This window comes from Kiritimatiellia bacterium, assembly GCA_025054615.1.
GTDB lineage: Bacteria > Verrucomicrobiota > Kiritimatiellia > CAIVKH01 > CAIVKH01 > JANWZO01.
Window position 1 is genome coordinate 77,301 of the sequence record JANWZO010000010.1, and the last position, 14,715, is coordinate 92,015.

Genomic DNA, 14,715 nt, shown 5'->3' on the forward strand with positions numbered 1-14,715 from the left:
TCTGACGGTTACAAACCGCGCCGCAGCGGTAGCGGCTCGACCATGATTTCAGGACGCCTCGTCACTCGACCGGCCCCTGCCACGCGGTAGCTGCCATCTCCGTCCGGTTCGAGGGTAACCGCATTCAAGTCACCCTCCACAACCGAACGGCTCATGCGCACGGCATCAGGGGAAATGATCGTATGTGCAAACTGATTAGGAGCCGTCAAATGTAGGACGTGAATGTTGCCAGTACGGTCGACTTCCATTCTAGGTTTACCCACCCGAACAAAGCGACCGAGATCGGCCACGCCGTAACACAGGGTTCCCGATTCATTGTCAGCCCTTAGAAAAAGGCGGTCTTTCTTGTCGCGATTAATCGTACGGAGCGAATACACGCGAAGTTCGCCGTTAGGAGCGCGAGCCTGCATTTTCAAAATTTCAATGCCGGGCACTACATCCAACCACATTTTATCGGTCACATAGGATCGTTTGCCAACTGCAAGGCGGGCCCGGACACTTAGGCTATCGTGGCGGGCGATTGGAAATAATGCCTGAAGATCATTGGTGATGGTTACCGTAGATCCCGGCGGAATCACCGATGGCGTGAGAATCTGGGCGCCCGGAAGGGGGTTTAGAAGCGTACCGTCCGGCCGGAATATATCGAATCCAAGCATAGCCGCCTGTTCGCCTTGGAAGCGGATCGGTTGCGCCCCCTGGTTCCGGACCGTGACGAAGATCAACGCGGGCTCACAAATCAGGAATTCCGGGTGCTGAAGACGAGCCGTCAGATCGATTTCAGCCCGCGCCGTCGTGACAGCGACACAGAAAACCATCAGGAATTGGATAAAAAAAGCGGCGCGCATGTTCCCTTTCAACGTCCGACAGCAAGGCGGGCCGCGATCCGCCCGGGCAAGCCGGCTTCCAAGATTTTTCGTTGCGCTTTTTCGATGTCGTATGCCACGCGGCGAAGCTCTACGACGTTGTTGATCATGTCGTAAATCACGTAAGCAGCCCGGGGATCGCCATCCCTGGGCTGACCGACACTTCCCACATTAATGAGATATTTTTTGCCCATGCCGATCTTGATGCGTGAATAGAGGCCGAACCGAATGGTCTCGCCGCGCTCAAAGGCCAGCGGCACATGAGTATGCCCGTAAAAGCAAATCGTGGTGGTCTGGTAATTGAAGTTGGCTTCGGCTTCCAATCGGTCAAAGACATACCCCCATTGCTCGGGCATGTCGAGCGTGCTGTGGACAATCGTAAATGTCTCCACCGGGCTGACATACCGAAGGCTTCGCAGCCAAGCTTGCTGCTCGGGTGAAAGTTGTTTTCGCGTCCAAGCCACGACATCCGCCGCGAGAGGATGGAAACCGTTCAGGTTGTCGGAATGCGAGCAGTAGTGATCGTGGTTCCCACGAACGCATGCGCATTTGAGCTCACGAATTTTCTCCAGGCACTCAACAGGGTTCGCGTTATAACCCACGATGTCGCCGACGCAGGCATAGTGCGTAACTCCCTGCGACCGAGCATCCTCCAACACGCGTTCCAAGGCTTCCAGATTGGCGTGAATGTCCCCTAAAATTGCGTACTTCATTCGGTCTCAGTAACGCACCTCAAATCGATGAAACTCGCCGGTCGCGGGCTCCCAGTCCCACTGCTCTTTTCTGACAAAGCCGTAGACGGCCATTTCGCGCAAGTCGTTCTGGAAACGTAACAAATCTGGTTCGGTCCCTTCGGCGACGATTACAACACTGCCATCGGGCTCATTGCGAACGAAACCGGTTACAGGGTGCCTTCCGGCTACAATAACCGTGCTGTGCCGGAAACCCACGCCCTGTACCATGCCCTCAACTCGAATATTCAGCCGCCTCTTCAGTGTCGATGAAGGCTTGCCGGGGTTCATAGTCGCGTATTCAATCATGTGCGCGTCCGGATTGCAATCTGGAGACCTGTCGGCTAATTGCGCATATGATACCGTGGAAACGGGTGGTCTTCGGACAATCCCCCTCCCGAACGCTAAGGCGTGCGGTGTGGGTGGGAATTTTGACTGCCTTATGTTTTGGGATAGCCGTCCGACCGGTGCAGGTCCGGGGATCCAGTATGGAGCCTACCATTCGAAATGGTTCAGCCGGCCTTGCCACCCGCTGGTGGATTGACGCCCAACGAAACCCCGAACGAGGCGACATCGTGTTGATCCGGCGACCCGGCAATCAGGGGTTTTACCTGAAACGGGTTCTCGGACTACCCGGCGAAACTCTTGCTTTCAAGGACGGAGTGCTTTTTATCAACGGACAAATGGAGTCGGAACCTTGGGTTCGGACGCGAAGCGACTGGACCCTTCCGCCGGTGCGCCTTGGCCCTGATGAATTTTTTGTTGCCGGGGATAACCGAGCCGTCGCTATCTACGAACAGACGGCCGGCGTTGTCCATCGAAGCCGGCTGGGTGGGAGATTGATCTTTTGAAACGATTTCTCTTCGTCGCTGCGTTGGCTTTCTTCAGCGTGGCCATCGGATATAACCTCGTTGAATCTCGCGATGAGCGCGCCATTCGGCGCCGTTTGCACGAGGTGGCCTTGATTTGCTCCAAACGCACGTCGCAGGGATTGCTAGGATCCATGGCCATCGTAGGCGATCTGCGCCCCTATTTTGCCTCCAATGCGATGATCCGACTTGGCCCTCCCTACCCTGCGGAGCTGTCCCCCTCCGAATTTGCCTCCCTGGTCGCACGCGCCCATCTGGACATGGAAGCGATTAAGGTCGACATTGAGGGTTTGGAGTTCCTTCCGCGCGAATCCAAGGGTCGAATCGAAACCCTGGTCGCATCATCTGTCCGCATTCAGTACAGTGGTAAAGAGGAGGTATACCCGGGCGACTATCGAGTCCTGTGGCTGAAAGAAAACGGGGACTGGAAAATTCTGGCCGTCTCACCCGATGCGGCCATTCGGCTGCCCCGGCCCATGGACACGACAACCATGCAATAAGGGACGGGGCCTGCTCGTTATCCGCTCTGTAGAGATCTCTGCATGGAGTCGGAAGAGCAACGGTGGATTCGGGAATATCTCGAAGGGCAAGTTGACTCGCTCGGCAAGCTGGTCGAGAGGACAAAACGTCCGCTGTATGCGTACATCTGCAAGATGGTGGGCGATCGCTTCGATGCCGACGAAATTTTTCAGGAGGTCTGGATTCGCGCCTCACGGAGTCTCGCGCAATACCGGGACAAAAGCTTGATGGGCTGGCTTTGCCGCATCGCTCACAACCTGATGATTGACCGGTTCCGAAGCCAGCAGAGCGCGGTATCCCTCGATGCGCCCTACGCAGATGATGGACCGGCGCTGTCGGATCAACTCGCGGACCCGGCGCCTGACCCGGCTGAGGCGGCCGGAGCCATGGATTTGCGAGCCCGTATTTTGGAAGCCGTAGCCCGACTGCCACCCGAACAACGCGAGGTGTTCCTGCTTCGTTCCGAGGCATCCCTCCCCTTCAAGGAGATCGCTCGAATTCAAGGGGTTTCAATCAACACCGCGCTCGCGCGAATGCAATATGCGATACGAAAATTGCGTTATGATTTGAAGGACCTGGATGTCTGATGGGAAAGACGCCATGAAGCGTGACCGGCTCGAACGTTGGATTCTCTTGCGCCAGGCGGGAGAATTGGATGGGTTCCGCGCCAAGCTCCTTGATTGGATACTCGCAAAAGACCCAGAGCTTCAACAATTCGCGCGAATTGCCGATCGCTTGACCCGGGAAGCATCCGGTGTGCCCGACGAGTATTTGCCTACCTCCGTAGCGGCTGACGTAGTTAGAGGTAAAGGTCATAGCGCTCCGGATCACCCTCCAAAGAGCCAACCGATTTTCAGTATCGAGTCCATTCGCGCTGCCTGGCCATTCGCCGTCGCAACCGCCATGCTCCTTTTTGGTGGCCTCTATCTATTCATTCTTTTGCGTCCTCCCGAGAATCTCCAGATTCAGCAGGCAGCGAGAAGCGACGCGATTGATGCGCCTTCCGACCATCAGCTTGTCGGATTGGACTGGGATGACGGCCTAGACGCCGAACTAGGTGAGTTGATGACTTCGATTTCCTCAGTTGAGACGGAAGAAAAGGAGTCAGCTCCGGCTCAGGAGGAGACCGAGGAATCGCTCATCAGACGCTGGCTAGAGTTGGAGGGTATCGCGATATGAACAGGTGGATGCTTCGATGTGCGTGGATCTGCATCTGTACGTGGAGTTTAGCAGGCTATTCCGAAACACCGCCATTAACGCCGGAGATTTCTGACCATCAACCACTCGAAGGCGAATTCGTTCCCCCACCGCCACCACACCTGCCGGAGCGGCCACCGCCACCGCACGTGCAGAAGTTTTTCCAGGTCCTCAAAGAGAAGAATCCGGAGGAGTACGAACGACTCCGCCACCTGCGCGAAACCAATCCCGCTGAATTTCGGGCCGAAATGGCAGAAAAAATTCGAGAACATCGAAGGCGACATGTGCCGGATCGTCCGGAATCACCGGACACCGAAGCTCGCGCGCACCCAAAGCCCCACCGCGAGCGGCTCGCCATGAGACCTGATGGGCGCCCCCCTGCTCTAGATCGGTTCGGCTCACCTGAACTACAGGCTTTAGAAGAACGAGCGAAAGATTTAGCCGCAGCCATCCGTTCGAGGGAACCAGGTCCCGAGCGCGAAGCGCTGCTCAAAGAACTCAAGGAGGTCCTAGAAAAAGCCTTTGACCTGCGCGATGAGTTGCGGCGGGATCAACTTCGGCGTGCGCGGGAAGAGTTGGACCGAATGGAAAAACGCCTCGACGAGCGACTCACCCGTCGAACGGCCATCATTCAACGACGCATGACCGAGCTGACCGAGCCCGGTGCCGACGCGTGGTAGAGATCGACGCTTCTCGTTGCCGGGAAGTTTCGCCGAATCGCGCTGTCCCTCACAATCCGAAATAATCGCTCAGAGGAATCGCGCCCGAGCGTTGACTTGACGAACGCACGGCGAACGGACGACATTTCCTTATATGAAGTCCGTCAATCGCTCAAGGCATATGCCGTACGGATTTACGCTGGTCGAGATCCTCGTTGTTCTTGCAATCATCACGATTCTTGCCAGCGTCGTAACTGTAACCCTCGTGCGAAAGCCCGGTGAAGCCCGCGTGGCGGCAACAAAGCTTCAGATTCGCCAACTGCAGACCGCTTTGAACGTGTATCGAACAGAGCAGGGCCGATACCCAACCCAGGAACAGGGACTCGAGGCACTCGTCCGAAAACCGGACATTGAACCGGTTCCGGTAAATTATCCGGCAGAGGGTTACCTCGAGGGCAGACGCCTCCCGGCTGACGCGTGGGGCAACCCGTTCGTTTATCTTTCGCCTGGGCGCGCCGGCGAGTCCTTCGAGATTCTCTCCTACGGAAGTGACGGGGAGCCCGGCGGAGAGGGCGAAGCTGCCGATATTTCCAGCTCCGACTTGTGAGGATAAATCGAGAGGCCGACCATGATCCGTGAAGCCATCGCCAAACTCGTCGAGAACCAGCCGCTCACGCACGAAGAGGCTCACCAAACCCTTCGTGAAATTATGAGCGGCGAAGCGACCCCCGCGCAAATCGCCGCTTTCATTACCGCCCTCCGCATCCGAGGAGAGACGCCCGATGTCATCGCCGGGGGGGCCCGGGCGATGCGCGAACACTTTACCGCGGTGCGAGCCCCAGGCCGAGTTGTCGTGGACACCTGCGGAACGGGAGGGGACGGTTCGCGCACATTCAACATTTCGACGGCGGCAGCGTTCGTTGCGGCGGGCGCCGGCGCAACCGTCGCGAAACATGGCAATCGGAGCGTTTCGAGCCGGAGCGGCAGCGCGGATGTCCTTGAGGCGCTCGGTGTAAAAATCGGAATCTCCGCCGAGGAAATGGAGCGTTGCCTCGAAACGGTGGGCATCGCCTTCCTGTTCGCCCCGACGCTACACCCCGCCATGAAACATGCGCTCGGTCCCCGCCGCGAAATTGGGATTCGCACGATCTTCAACATCCTAGGTCCCTTGTCGAACCCGGCAGGTGCGAGATATGGGGTGCTGGGAGTCTACCACCGCGACCTCGTTCTGACAGTGGCCCGCGCGCTGAGCGCGCTGGATGCCGCCCGCGTATTCGTTGTGCACGGGCAGGATGGATTGGACGAAATCACAAATACGACCTCATCCTGGGTGGCCGACGTTAGGGGCCAAGAGGTTAACATGTTCACATTCGATCCGCGCGAATATGGCATCCCATATGCATCGCCTGAGGATCTGGCAGGCGGTACGCCCGCCGAAAACGCCGCGATCATCCGCGCCGTGCTCGATGGCGAAAAGGGGCCCCGCCGCGATATTGTCTGCCTGAATGCCGCCGCCGCCCTCGTGGCCGGCGGCCTCGCTTCGAATTTTTCCGAAGGAATCGAACAGGCCCGCCAGGCCATCGACAGTGGGCGCGCCCGAGCCAAACTGGACGCGCTGATCGCGGCCACATCGGTCGCATAGCTGGCTCCGGCTTCCAGCTTTTCTTGTGTACCGGTGTCAACGCCGATAGCATCCTATTTAAGTCGACGGAAATCTCAACCCGAGGACACGCATGGGCGACAACAACAACAAAAAGTACTATGTCGGCTTCGACCTTGGCGGCACCAAGATGTTCTGCGTGCTGTTCGACCAGAAGTTCAATCCCGTTGCCACCTTGCGCAAAAAAACCAAAACGGAAGAGGGCGTGTCGGTCGGGATTGAGAAGATGATCGACATGATCCACGAAGTGCTCGAGGAGGCGCACCTCGATCGAAATGCTTTGGGCGCAATCGGGATCGGCTCGCCGGGGCCCCTGGATCTCGACCGAGGCATCATCTTGGAAGCGCCGAACCTCGGATGGAAAAACGTCGCCATCAAAGATTCATTCGAAAAAAAGTTCAAAGTTCCCGTGGCAGTGGCCAATGACGTCGATGCGGGCACCTACGGCGAATACAGATTCGGGGCCGCACAAAAAGCGCGTTGCGCGGTAGGCGTCTTCCCCGGAACCGGTATTGGCGGCGGATGCGTCTACGAGGGCCGACTCCTTCGAGGTAAAACGGGTTCTTGCCTGGAAATTGGCCACATGACCATTGCCCCTAACGGGCGATTGTGTGGTTGCGGCCGGCGCGGCTGCCTCGAAACTATGTCCAGCCGACTTGCCATAGCAGCCGAATGCGCAATGGCGGCCCACCGCGGCGAAGCTCCGGCCCTTTTCAAGGCAGCGGGGACCGACATCGCCAAAATGCGCAGCGGCGTCATCGCGGAAGCAATTCGCGAGGGTGACAAGGCCGTCGAGCGGATCGTCCGCCAGGCCGCAAAACATCTGGGGGTTGCGATTGGAAACGTAATCAACCTGCTCGCGCCAGACGTGGTTGTCCTCGGTGGCGGGCTCATCGAAGCCATGAAGGACATCTTCCTGGAAGAGATCCAGGCTGCAGTGGAAAAACGCGCGATGGCTTCCTTTGTCAAGGGCGTCTCGATTGTTCCCGCCCGGCTGGACGATCTGGCGACGGTAATGGGTGCCGCCGCCCTGGCCGCAGAACTGAATCGGGACGGATAAGATGTCGAGGGCGGGAACAACTTCAGGGTCGGAACATGCGGCTTCCGCTGCGCGAACTGTCGCCGTAATCGATGTAGGGTCGTCGGCGATCCGGATGGAGATCGCAGAAATCGCGCCTGACGGCGCCATCCGCACCCTCGATGCCCTCCAACAGCCTGTTCATTTGGGCCGAGATACCTTCACGACGGGGCGCATCCAATCGACCACAATTGAGGAATGCGTGAAAATTCTGAAAGGCTTCCGGCGCGTGATGGAGGAGTATGGCGTGGTCGAACCCGCGAATATCCGCGCTGTGGCAACCAGCTCGGTCCGGGAAGCCGCGAATCGGGAAACCTTTCTCGATCGCGTGTACATGGCCACCCAGATCAATGTCCGCGCGATCGACGAGGCGGAAGAAACGCGGCTGACCTACATGGCGGTGCAGGAACTGCTCGAACAAGAGCCCGCACTGAAACGCGAAGACGCCCTCGTGGTGGAGGTGGGCGGAGGCGATACGGAATTGCTCGTCATTCAGGGCGGTTTCGTATCCTACTCCAACACATTCCGGCTCGGCACTCTTCGGCTCCTAGAGACCTTTGGTTCGCAGCAGACATCCCCCCAGCGCGCGCTCGCAGTGATGCTCAAACAAATTCAATTGATCGTAGACCAAATTCGGCGGAGCGTACCGGTGGAACGCGTTCCCCGGCTCGTGGCGCTGTCCGGTGACGCGCGCTTCGCCGCATCCTGCCTGGTGCCGGATTGGACGCAGCTCCGATATGCCCGGCTCGACCCCAAAACCTTTGCGGCCTTCGCGCGAAAAATCGCAACACAATCCGCCGACGACCTCGTTCGCTCCTACCGCCTCAATTATGCCGAGGCGGAGGTCCTGGGTTCCGCGCTGATGTCGTTTGCTCAGCTTGCACGCGCCTTCAACGTCGACGAACTGATCGTGCCCAAAACCAGCCTGCGCCACGGATTATTGAAGGAGATCATTGGAGGCGGCGCCTGGACGAAAGAATTCATGGAGCAGGTTGAACACTCGGCGATCGCGCTCGGAACCAAATATGCGTTCGATGAGCGCCATGCACGGCAGGTCGCGGACCTTTCCGTCAGGCTGTTCCGCGCGCTGCAGGGAGAGCACATGCTTCCGGCGAAGTATGAGCTGATTCTTCGGGTTGCGGCGCTGCTGCACGAAATCGGCCTCTTCGTCAACAATCGCAGCCACCACAAGCACTCGATGTATTTGATCATGAACAGCGATCTGTTCGGATTGTCGCATGAAGATATGCTACTGATCGCGATGGTCGCCAGATACCACCGCCGCGCTGCTCCTCAACCCTACCACGAGGGCTACTCTTCGCTGAGCCGGGACGCCCGGCTGGCCGTCAGCAAATTGGCGGCGATCTTGCGGGTGGCGGATGCGCTGGACCGGAACCATATGCAGCAGGTGCGAGACGTACGATTCACCCGAGAAAACGGGCAGTTCATCGTCTGGGTGCGCGACGTCGAGGATCTCTCGATCGAGCGGCTGGCGCTGAAGGAAAAAGGTTCGCTCTTTGAGGACATCTACGGTCTGTCCGTCGCTTTCCGCACGGAAATTACAGCCGAAGGAATCGCCGCCGATGTCTGATCCCCTGCTCGTCGCCCCCCTCCCTTCAGCCGAGCCCAGGCTGTTCAACCGCGAGTTGAGTTGGCTGGCCTTCAATTATCGCGTTCTTGAAGAGGCCTTGGATGAGACGAATCCACTTCTGGAGAGGTTAAAGTTTCTTTCCATCGTTTCCTCCAACCTCGACGAATTTTTCATGGTTCGCGTCGGCGGCCTGCAGATGTTGCGCGCAGAAGGACGGCGCGAACGGGATGCGGCCGGGCTCGATCCTGAACAGCAGTTGTCGGAAATCAGCCGTCGGACACATGAAATGGTTGCCGCGCAATACGCCTGTTTGCTGGAGAAGGTCCTCCCCGGACTGGCAGCCGCCGGCATCCGTTACCATCGCGTGCAGGATCTCCCGGCCCATCTGATCGAACACCTGGAGCAGGTGTTTAACCATGAAATCTTTCCGGTACTCAGCCCCGTCGCTATCGAGTCGCCAGAGGATCCGCCCCTGATTCCCGGCCTCACCCTTCATCTGGCTGTTCGATTGAAATCGCCGGATTCTTTGGAGCGAAAACCTCGCTTCGCAGTTGTCACGCTGTCCAAAAAACTCGGGCGCTTCCCAACGCTCCCCATCGAAGAAGGTCACAATTACGCCCTTCTGGAAGATCTGGTGACCTTCTTCATCGAGCGGTTGTTCCCTGGCGAGACGGTGCGGGAATGTGTTCCATTCCGCGTAACGCGGAATGCGGACATGAGCGTTCGAGAGGACCTCGCGGCTGACCTGCTGGCGGAGATGAAGGATGTGCTTCAGCAGCGTCGCAACAGCGCTTGTGTCCGACTGGAGGTGGCCGAGAACGCGTCGAAAACAACCCTTGCCTTCCTGCAGAGAATGTTCGCGGTCGACGACGCACACACCTATCTTTTACCCGGCCCGCTGGACCTCGCCGCGTACATGAGCCTCGCGCGGATGACCGGATTTGACCACCTACGCGAAAAACCCTGGCCGCCACAGCCGCTGCCCGGTGTGGCCGCGAACGAATCGATGTTTGATGTAATCCGGAGGGGCGATGTCCTGCTTTACCACCCGTATCAAAGCTTTGATCCCGTAGTCCGTTTTATCGAAGAGGCAGCGGATGATCCGGACGTGCTCGCCATCAAGCAAATCCTGTACCGGACCAGCGAAAACAGTCCCGTCGTCGCTGCGCTCGCGCGAGCGGCCGCGCGCGACAAACACGTTACGGCGCTCGTCGAGTTGAAGGCGCGTTTCGACGAAGCGAGGAACATCGGTTGGGCCGAAGCGCTCGAACAAACCGGCGTCCAGGTCATCTACGGGCTGAAGCGCCTCAAAACCCACGCCAAGATTTGCATCGTGGTACGCCGGGAGCCGGGGGGAATTCGCCGCTACGTGCATTTTGGCACCGGGAACTACAACGAGATCACAGCTCGGATCTACGCTGACGTCAGCCTCATGACCTGTAACGAAGATTTTGGCGCCGACGCCACGGCATTTTTCAACATGATCACTGGCTACTCCCAGCCCGTCGCCTTCAGGCGAATCGAGGCGGCGCCAATCGGGCTTCGCCCCAAACTGCTATCGCTGATCGAGGGAGAAATCCAGAGACATCAGCAGGGCCAGAAGGGCCACATTATGGTCAAGGTTAATTCCCTCGTGGACGGCGAGCTAATCGACGCCTTGTACCGAGCATCTCAGGCCGGCGTTCGCGTTCAGCTCAGCGTCCGAGGGATCTGCTGTCTCCGGCCTGGAATTCCCGGTTTGAGCGAGAACATTACGGTGAGCAGCGTCGTCGACCGCTTTCTCGAACATGCCCGCATCCTCTACTTCCGTCACGGGGGCGACCCGCTGGTGTTTATCTCCAGTGCCGATTGGATGCCGAGGAATTTGGATCGGCGGGTGGAACTGCTCGTGCCCGTAGACGATCCAACCTGCAAGGAGCGGCTGATCCAATGGCTCAAAATCAGTCTCGAGGATGAGGCCAAGGCGCGACTACTCCGACCCGACGGCAGCTACATGCGGCACCCCAAACGCCTGGATCCCGGCGCGCTTCGATCTCAGGCCGAACTCTATCGGATCGCCGCCGATCTTGCCCGGAAATCGGCCCCGGAGCGCCGCGTAATCTTCGAACCCCAGCGGCCCGTGCATTCCCCGTGATCTTGGATCCGTCCCAACCGGGAGATTCGCCGCGGCTTGAAGCTCACTCGCCAATTCGTTTGATGACAAGCACCGTGACGTCATCAACCGGATGGACACCGCGGGAAAAATCCTGCAGCGAATTCACGATCGAATCGAGAATGCCCGCAGCTCCGAGCTCACGCCATCTGCCAGCCCAGTTCGAAAGTCGCTCATATCCAAGCTCTTCATTGTAGAAATTCCGAGCCTCGGTCACGCCGTCGGTGAAAAGAACAATCGATTCACCCGGCAGCATCTCGACGCAGGCCGGCCGGAGCGAGTCGTCGAAGATGGAGGGGTCCGCGAGACCCAGCGCTGTGCCTTCCGGCAAGATGCGGTCTACTCGGCCGTCCCGCCTCACTCGGATCGCGGGTTCGTGACCGGCGCGTAGAACGGTCACGTTCCGTTCCCCGGGTTTGAGAGTCACCGAAGCCAAGGTCACAAACATTTCGGCCTCGAGGTCCGGAGTCAGTTTGCGGTTCACAAATTTCAATAAATCTTGCGGATGATCGGCGATCTCCGCATAGGTATGCACGAGCGAACGAACCATGCTCATGATGAGTGCAGCGGGAACCCCCTTCCCGGACACATCGCCCACGATGCAGTGCCACTCGCTATGAGAGCGCACGATGTCGAAATAATCACCGCCAACTTCGAGCGCGGGAAGGCTCACCCCCGCAATTTCGAAGCTTGGTATCTTAGGCATCGACCTAGGCAGCAGACTCTTCTGGATTTCGCGCGCCCATTTCATCTCTTGGCGGACGCGTTCACGCTCGGCAATCTCTCGATAGAGGAAGGCGTTCTCGACGGACATCGCGGCATGCTGGGCGAGAGTCGCCACGGTGGTCAGCATGTCGTCCGCGTAGGGAGCTTGATCCTCACGCGGCCCAAGGTAGATGGCGCCCAGCTTTTTTTCCCCGACAGAGAGTGGAACCGCGATTTCCACCGGAGGAGTTACTGACACCGCGCCCGTTGATCCATCAGGCGACCGGTACAACGTGGTCGCACCCTCCGCAGCGCGCCGGCTCAGTTCTTCCCTATCCAAGGCGGCCGCCATCGAGCCGCGGGCGGTGACCCGAATCGGCGCAGACCCGGGTGGATCGGAGATATACAGCTCAACGGTCGAAGCCCCCGTCATGGTATGAAACATTTCGGTCAGTGTCTCAAACAGCACACCAGGATCAAATTGCTTACTCAGCCGCATCGTCCACTGCTGCATACGCTGCATGAGGGATATCCTTTGAACCAGTGATGAGAGCATTTGGTTGAACGTCTCCCCAAGGAGGCCGATTTCATCCGAACTTCGGACGGCCACCCGTTGGTCGAGGTCCCCCTCCTGCACGCGACGGGCGGCGCGAATCAGGACCTGGACCGGGCCGAGCACGCGCCGGGCAAAAAGCAGGCTCAACAAGGCCGCCGCAGCGACCACCGCGCTCATCACGCCCAAGGATTGAGCGTAGAAAGCGTGGATTTCTCTTTCGATCGTGCTCGGAAACGACATTGAGACATACCCGGGGACAGAGCCGTCTCGCGAAATCGGCCCCGATACCCGAATCTCGTCGGCTTCCGGCAAAAACCGTGTGATGAATTCATCGGAGCGGAAGGCCGCGTCCAGTTGGTCCTCGCGGATGGGAGCCCCTTTGGCGGAATAAGCGTACACCAGACCTCCAGACTCGTCGTAGACGCGCACTTCCAGGGGCAGGTGACGGATGGGCTGCTCCGGCGCGGCGTCAACCCGCATGAATTTATTCTGGAACACAAAGTCGAGGCTGCTGCGTACGAATCGCCCACGATTTGCCTTGTAATGGGCCGTGAGATAGTTCGCGCCGGCGAGGAAAACCGTGAAGGCGCTGCTGAACTCCCGATCGTACAGGCGGGCGCGAAATTGAACCACACTGACGGCCGTCAGGCTGAACGCCGTCAACACGATCAACGTAATCGCTAGCAGCAGGATTTTGTGCGCGAACTTAAATCGAGGGCGCATCGCGCTCCCCTATCGGATCGCGGCGAGCGCCTCCTCGCGCGACTTGTATGTGGCGAGGGCTTTTCCGATCTGGAGCAAATCGAAGGTCCTCACGAGCTTTTCATTTAGCGAGCAAAGGACAAATCGGCCCCGAGTAATCATGAGATTACGGTGATATTTCATTAGAAGGCCGATGGCCCGGCTGTTGAGGTAAGTCAACTCCGAGCAGTCCAGGAGGACACGAGCTCCGGGGACCATACACACGGGGTCCAGTTTTTCCTTGAAGAAGTCGATCGTTGCCGAATCAACCGGACCTCGAATCTTCGCCACAACCGCATTGCCCTCCAGCGAGGTCTCGATTTCCAGCACGGGGTTCGCCATGGAAGATTCACCTCTCAATCATTTATATCCCCGCCCGCGCGGCGAGGAAAGCCCGAAGCTCGTCTTTACACGATTCTCATGATTTCTCCGCATCCCTCCATATAATTGAGGATATGTCATCCGGGGCCAGGCGCCATCAATTTGAACGACTGGTTGTTGCCGCGGAGAAGGAGGTTGAGAAAGTCATCAGGGCCCTTCCCCCCGCCGTCCGCGCTGCCGCCCGCCGCGTGCCCGTCCTCTACGAGCCAGTCCCCGGCCCTGACCTTCTGCAAGACGGCGTGGCCCCCGATACGATGGGGCTTTTCGTCGGCGAGCCCTATCCCGAAGCATATGCGGGCGCTCACAACCTTCCCGCCCAGATCATTCTCTTTCTCGAAAACATATGGGAGTTTGCCAACCACGACCCCGCCCTCTTCCGCCGAGAAGTGCGGACGACGATTCTGCATGAACTTGGCCACTATCTCGGGTTGGACGAGGACGAGCTCGCCGAGCGGGAACTCGACTAAAGCGATTTTCCGTTTGCTGATGTCAAAATTCCGTAAGATGTCCCCCGTTTTGACTCGTTAGAAATGTCCCCCTTCCGGATGGGCGGGCGGTCGAAGTCGATGCCGAGGCCGTAGCCCGCCCGCCCATCCGCGCCGCCGCAAGCATTATCTCCGCACACCTCGCCCCATGGCCTGCGCTGAGTTCACCATGCTCACCTTCGCACCCAACGCCGTCCGTATTGCGTGAGCACCCCTTCGCCCCGACGCCCGTCATCTACTCACTTGAAGGGACGCCTCCCTCGGCGTCCGAAAATATAATCCGGAACGGCGCCCTCCAAGGCGCGATATCTGGAGGGTCGGGTTCCACACCGACCCAAATCTGCGGCCCGGGTGGAACCGGGCCCTCCACTGAGGGGGGGCCGCAAATGGAGGGTCGGGTTCCGCACCGACCGTTGGAGGGACGCCTTCCACGGCGTCCCAAAATACGATCCGGAACGGCGCCGGTGGAACGGCGCCCTCCATTGCGCCCCCTCACCATGCTCACCTTCACGCTCAACGTCGTCCGTA

The 14,715-nt window shown here is 58.7% G+C and carries 16 protein-coding genes; 11 read left to right on the forward strand and 5 right to left on the reverse strand.

Features of this window, described 5'->3' with window-relative positions; translation table 11 throughout:
- Positions 1 to 8: 8 nt before the first annotated feature.
- Genes NZ740_06310 through NZ740_06320 form a run of 3 tightly spaced genes read right to left on the reverse strand, consistent with a single transcriptional unit; the run spans position 9 to position 1,903 of the window.
- Positions 9 to 845: a hypothetical protein gene (locus NZ740_06310; GenBank protein ID MCS6771623.1), complete on the reverse strand. Its 837-nt coding sequence runs from the start codon at positions 843 to 845 to the stop codon at positions 9 to 11.
- 8 nt (positions 846 to 853) lie between these two features.
- Positions 854 to 1,576, reverse strand: a complete 723-nt coding sequence (locus NZ740_06315) for a metallophosphatase family protein (GenBank protein ID MCS6771624.1) — start codon at positions 1,574 to 1,576, stop codon at positions 854 to 856.
- A gap of 6 nt (positions 1,577 to 1,582) precedes the next feature.
- On the reverse strand, positions 1,583 to 1,903 hold the full coding sequence (locus NZ740_06320) for an acylphosphatase (protein MCS6771625.1): 321 nt from the start codon (positions 1,901 to 1,903) through the stop codon (positions 1,583 to 1,585).
- A gap of 47 nt (positions 1,904 to 1,950) precedes the next feature.
- Between NZ740_06320 and lepB the strand changes: the two genes are divergently transcribed.
- The 10 genes from lepB (at position 1,951) to ppk1 (ending at position 11,301) form a co-directional block, all read left to right on the forward strand.
- Positions 1,951 to 2,445, forward strand: a complete 495-nt coding sequence (gene lepB, locus NZ740_06325) for a signal peptidase I (protein MCS6771626.1) — start codon at positions 1,951 to 1,953, stop codon at positions 2,443 to 2,445.
- Complete coding sequence (locus tag NZ740_06330) at positions 2,442 to 2,963, forward strand: hypothetical protein (protein ID MCS6771627.1); 522 nt, start codon at positions 2,442 to 2,444, stop codon at positions 2,961 to 2,963. Before lepB ends, NZ740_06330 begins: the two co-directional genes overlap by 4 nt.
- Positions 2,964 to 3,005: 42 nt before the next feature.
- Positions 3,006 to 3,569 (forward strand): sigma-70 family RNA polymerase sigma factor, encoded by a 564-nt coding sequence (locus NZ740_06335; GenBank protein ID MCS6771628.1) that lies wholly within the window; start codon positions 3,006 to 3,008, stop codon positions 3,567 to 3,569.
- A gap of 13 nt (positions 3,570 to 3,582) precedes the next feature.
- On the forward strand, positions 3,583 to 4,161 hold the full coding sequence (locus NZ740_06340) for a hypothetical protein (protein MCS6771629.1): 579 nt from the start codon (positions 3,583 to 3,585) through the stop codon (positions 4,159 to 4,161).
- Between the two features lie 167 nt (positions 4,162 to 4,328).
- On the forward strand, positions 4,329 to 4,859 hold the full coding sequence (locus NZ740_06345) for a hypothetical protein (protein ID MCS6771630.1): 531 nt from the start codon (positions 4,329 to 4,331) through the stop codon (positions 4,857 to 4,859).
- A gap of 160 nt (positions 4,860 to 5,019) precedes the next feature.
- A complete protein-coding gene (gene gspG, locus NZ740_06350) occupies positions 5,020 to 5,445 on the forward strand; it encodes a type II secretion system major pseudopilin GspG (GenBank protein MCS6771631.1) in 426 nt (141 codons plus the stop codon).
- A gap of 21 nt (positions 5,446 to 5,466) precedes the next feature.
- Positions 5,467 to 6,480: an anthranilate phosphoribosyltransferase gene (gene trpD / locus NZ740_06355; protein MCS6771632.1), complete on the forward strand. Its 1,014-nt coding sequence runs from the start codon at positions 5,467 to 5,469 to the stop codon at positions 6,478 to 6,480.
- A 91-nt stretch (positions 6,481 to 6,571) separates the two neighbouring features.
- Positions 6,572 to 7,558, forward strand: coding sequence for an ROK family protein (locus NZ740_06360; protein ID MCS6771633.1), 987 nt, complete (start codon positions 6,572 to 6,574; stop codon positions 7,556 to 7,558).
- Between the two features lies 1 nt (position 7,559).
- Entirely contained in the window at positions 7,560 to 9,167 is a 1,608-nt protein-coding gene (locus NZ740_06365) for a Ppx/GppA family phosphatase (protein ID MCS6771634.1), read from the forward strand.
- Positions 9,160 to 11,301 carry a polyphosphate kinase 1 gene (ppk1, locus tag NZ740_06370; GenBank protein ID MCS6771635.1) on the forward strand — a complete coding sequence of 714 codons (2,142 nt, stop codon included), beginning with the start codon at positions 9,160 to 9,162 and terminating at the stop codon, positions 11,299 to 11,301. Before NZ740_06365 ends, ppk1 begins: the two co-directional genes overlap by 8 nt.
- Positions 11,302 to 11,344: 43 nt before the next feature.
- On the opposite strand, the gene NZ740_06375 is transcribed toward ppk1, so the two are convergent.
- Together NZ740_06375 and NZ740_06380 are read right to left on the reverse strand one after the other, a co-directional pair.
- On the reverse strand, positions 11,345 to 13,303 hold the full coding sequence (locus NZ740_06375; protein MCS6771636.1) for a SpoIIE family protein phosphatase: 1,959 nt from the start codon (positions 13,301 to 13,303) through the stop codon (positions 11,345 to 11,347).
- A gap of 9 nt (positions 13,304 to 13,312) precedes the next feature.
- The gene (locus tag NZ740_06380; protein MCS6771637.1) at positions 13,313 to 13,663 is read right to left on the reverse strand and encodes an STAS domain-containing protein; all 351 of its coding nucleotides are present in this window, start codon (positions 13,661 to 13,663) and stop codon (positions 13,313 to 13,315) included.
- Positions 13,664 to 13,776: 113 nt separating this feature from the next.
- On the opposite strand from NZ740_06380, the gene NZ740_06385 reads away from it, so the two are divergent.
- Positions 13,777 to 14,169: a metallopeptidase family protein gene (locus NZ740_06385; GenBank protein ID MCS6771638.1), complete on the forward strand. Its 393-nt coding sequence runs from the start codon at positions 13,777 to 13,779 to the stop codon at positions 14,167 to 14,169.
- The last annotated feature ends 546 nt before the right edge of the window (positions 14,170 to 14,715 follow it).

What these genes read in the sequence shown, in the direction of transcription:
- NZ740_06310 (MCS6771623.1), bottom strand. Translation starts at nt 845, where the DNA reads ATGCGCGCCGCTTTTTTTATCCAATTCCTGATGGTTTTCTGTGTCGCT.
- NZ740_06315 (MCS6771624.1), bottom strand. Translation starts at nt 1,576, where the DNA reads ATGAAGTACGCAATTTTAGGGGACATTCACGCCAATCTGGAAGCCTTG.
- NZ740_06320 (MCS6771625.1), bottom strand. Translation starts at nt 1,903, where the DNA reads ATGATTGAATACGCGACTATGAACCCCGGCAAGCCTTCATCGACACTG.
- lepB (MCS6771626.1), top strand. Translation starts at nt 1,951, where the DNA reads ATGATACCGTGGAAACGGGTGGTCTTCGGACAATCCCCCTCCCGAACG.
- NZ740_06335 (MCS6771628.1), top strand. Translation starts at nt 3,006, where the DNA reads ATGGAGTCGGAAGAGCAACGGTGGATTCGGGAATATCTCGAAGGGCAA.
- NZ740_06340 (MCS6771629.1), top strand. Translation starts at nt 3,583, where the DNA reads ATGAAGCGTGACCGGCTCGAACGTTGGATTCTCTTGCGCCAGGCGGGA.
- gspG (MCS6771631.1), top strand. Translation starts at nt 5,020, where the DNA reads ATGCCGTACGGATTTACGCTGGTCGAGATCCTCGTTGTTCTTGCAATC.
- trpD (MCS6771632.1), top strand. Translation starts at nt 5,467, where the DNA reads ATGATCCGTGAAGCCATCGCCAAACTCGTCGAGAACCAGCCGCTCACG.
- NZ740_06360 (MCS6771633.1), top strand. Translation starts at nt 6,572, where the DNA reads ATGGGCGACAACAACAACAAAAAGTACTATGTCGGCTTCGACCTTGGC.
- NZ740_06365 (MCS6771634.1), top strand. Translation starts at nt 7,560, where the DNA reads ATGTCGAGGGCGGGAACAACTTCAGGGTCGGAACATGCGGCTTCCGCT.
- ppk1 (MCS6771635.1), top strand. Translation starts at nt 9,160, where the DNA reads ATGTCTGATCCCCTGCTCGTCGCCCCCCTCCCTTCAGCCGAGCCCAGG.
- NZ740_06375 (MCS6771636.1), bottom strand. Translation starts at nt 13,303, where the DNA reads ATGCGCCCTCGATTTAAGTTCGCGCACAAAATCCTGCTGCTAGCGATT.
- NZ740_06380 (MCS6771637.1), bottom strand. Translation starts at nt 13,663, where the DNA reads ATGGCGAACCCCGTGCTGGAAATCGAGACCTCGCTGGAGGGCAATGCG.
- NZ740_06385 (MCS6771638.1), top strand. Translation starts at nt 13,777, where the DNA reads ATGTCATCCGGGGCCAGGCGCCATCAATTTGAACGACTGGTTGTTGCC.